Source organism: Brachyspira pilosicoli (genome assembly GCF_019402445.1).
GTDB lineage: Bacteria > Spirochaetota > Brachyspiria > Brachyspirales > Brachyspiraceae > Brachyspira > Brachyspira pilosicoli_B.
The window spans coordinates 1-1,117 of record NZ_SRZM01000368.1 but is presented as its reverse complement, the minus strand read 5'-3'; the positions used below and the strand labels follow the sequence as shown (position 1 = coordinate 1,117).

Sequence of the window (1,117 nt, the reverse complement as noted above, 5' to 3'; positions counted from 1 at the left end):
TTGAGCAAGATATAGCAAAAATAAATATAAAGAATAAAGTTATTATACGTTTCATAGTTTTCTCCTGTTTTTTAAATTTTTAAATTATAATTTTTAAATAAATTTTTTCTTAAAATATAATAATGTTTTAAAATTGATGTTTATATAAGTTTATATAATAAAAAGAAATTATTAATGATGATGATGTTTAGGAGAATATTGTTTTAAGAATTGAACTTTGAAAAAGCATTTGATGTTATTCATTTTTAATCTCCTATTTTTTTGAATTATTTATTATTATTTGTTTAATGGAGGCTTTATATTGTTTTTTAGCCCCCATTAATTTTTTGTTATTTTACAACTATGTCTTTACCAAACCATTTAGTAGAAATCTCTGCTGCTTTTCCATCAGCTCTCATATCATCTAAAGCTTTGTCAACAGCATTTAATAATTCTACATCATCTTTTCTAAAACCTATACCATAAAGTTCTTCAGTTAATGGGCTATTTTCTACAACCTCAAAATTAACATTCTCTTCAGCTATATAATAACGTGCTGCAACTTCATCTATTACAACAACATCTATTCTCTTAGCTTGTAAATCTAAGAAAGCATTAACATTAACATCATAAGGTCTAACCTCTTTAGCCTCTTTGCTTATAGGGTCAGCTTCTAATGCTTCCTGATTGCTTCCAACTTGTACTCCTAAAACTTTTCCTTTTAAGTCTTCTTTACTGTTAATGTCTTTTCTATCAGAAGATTTTACTATTATAAGTCTGTTATTAAGATATGGCTTAGAGAAATTAATTTGCTCTTTTCTAGTTTCATTTATTGTAAAACCATTCCATAACATATCAACGTCACCCTTGTTTAAGCTTAATATACCGCTTGCCCAATCTATAGGCTTAACTTCTAATTTTACTCCCAAACGATTAGCAACTTCTTGAGCTAAATCTATATCAAAACCAACTACATTTCCAGCTTCATCTCTAAAACCCATAGGGGCAAAAGTGTCATCTAAACCTAATACAAGTTTTCCGCTTTCTTTTACTTTTTGTAGAGAATTATCTGATGCAGAAGATGTTTGTGCGGCATTATCTGTTTTTGTTGAGCAAGATATAGCAAAAATAAATATAA

Annotated in this window: 1 protein-coding gene; it reads right to left on the bottom strand. The window is 27.6% G+C overall.

Annotated elements, in window-relative coordinates; translation table 11 throughout:
- Nucleotides 1-329 precede the first annotated feature (329 nt).
- The gene (locus E6A48_RS10820; RefSeq protein WP_308461608.1) at nt 330-1,115 is read right to left on the bottom strand and encodes an amino acid ABC transporter substrate-binding protein; all 786 of its coding nucleotides are present in this window, start codon (nt 1,113-1,115) and stop codon (nt 330-332) included.
- Nucleotides 1,116-1,117 lie beyond the last annotated feature (2 nt).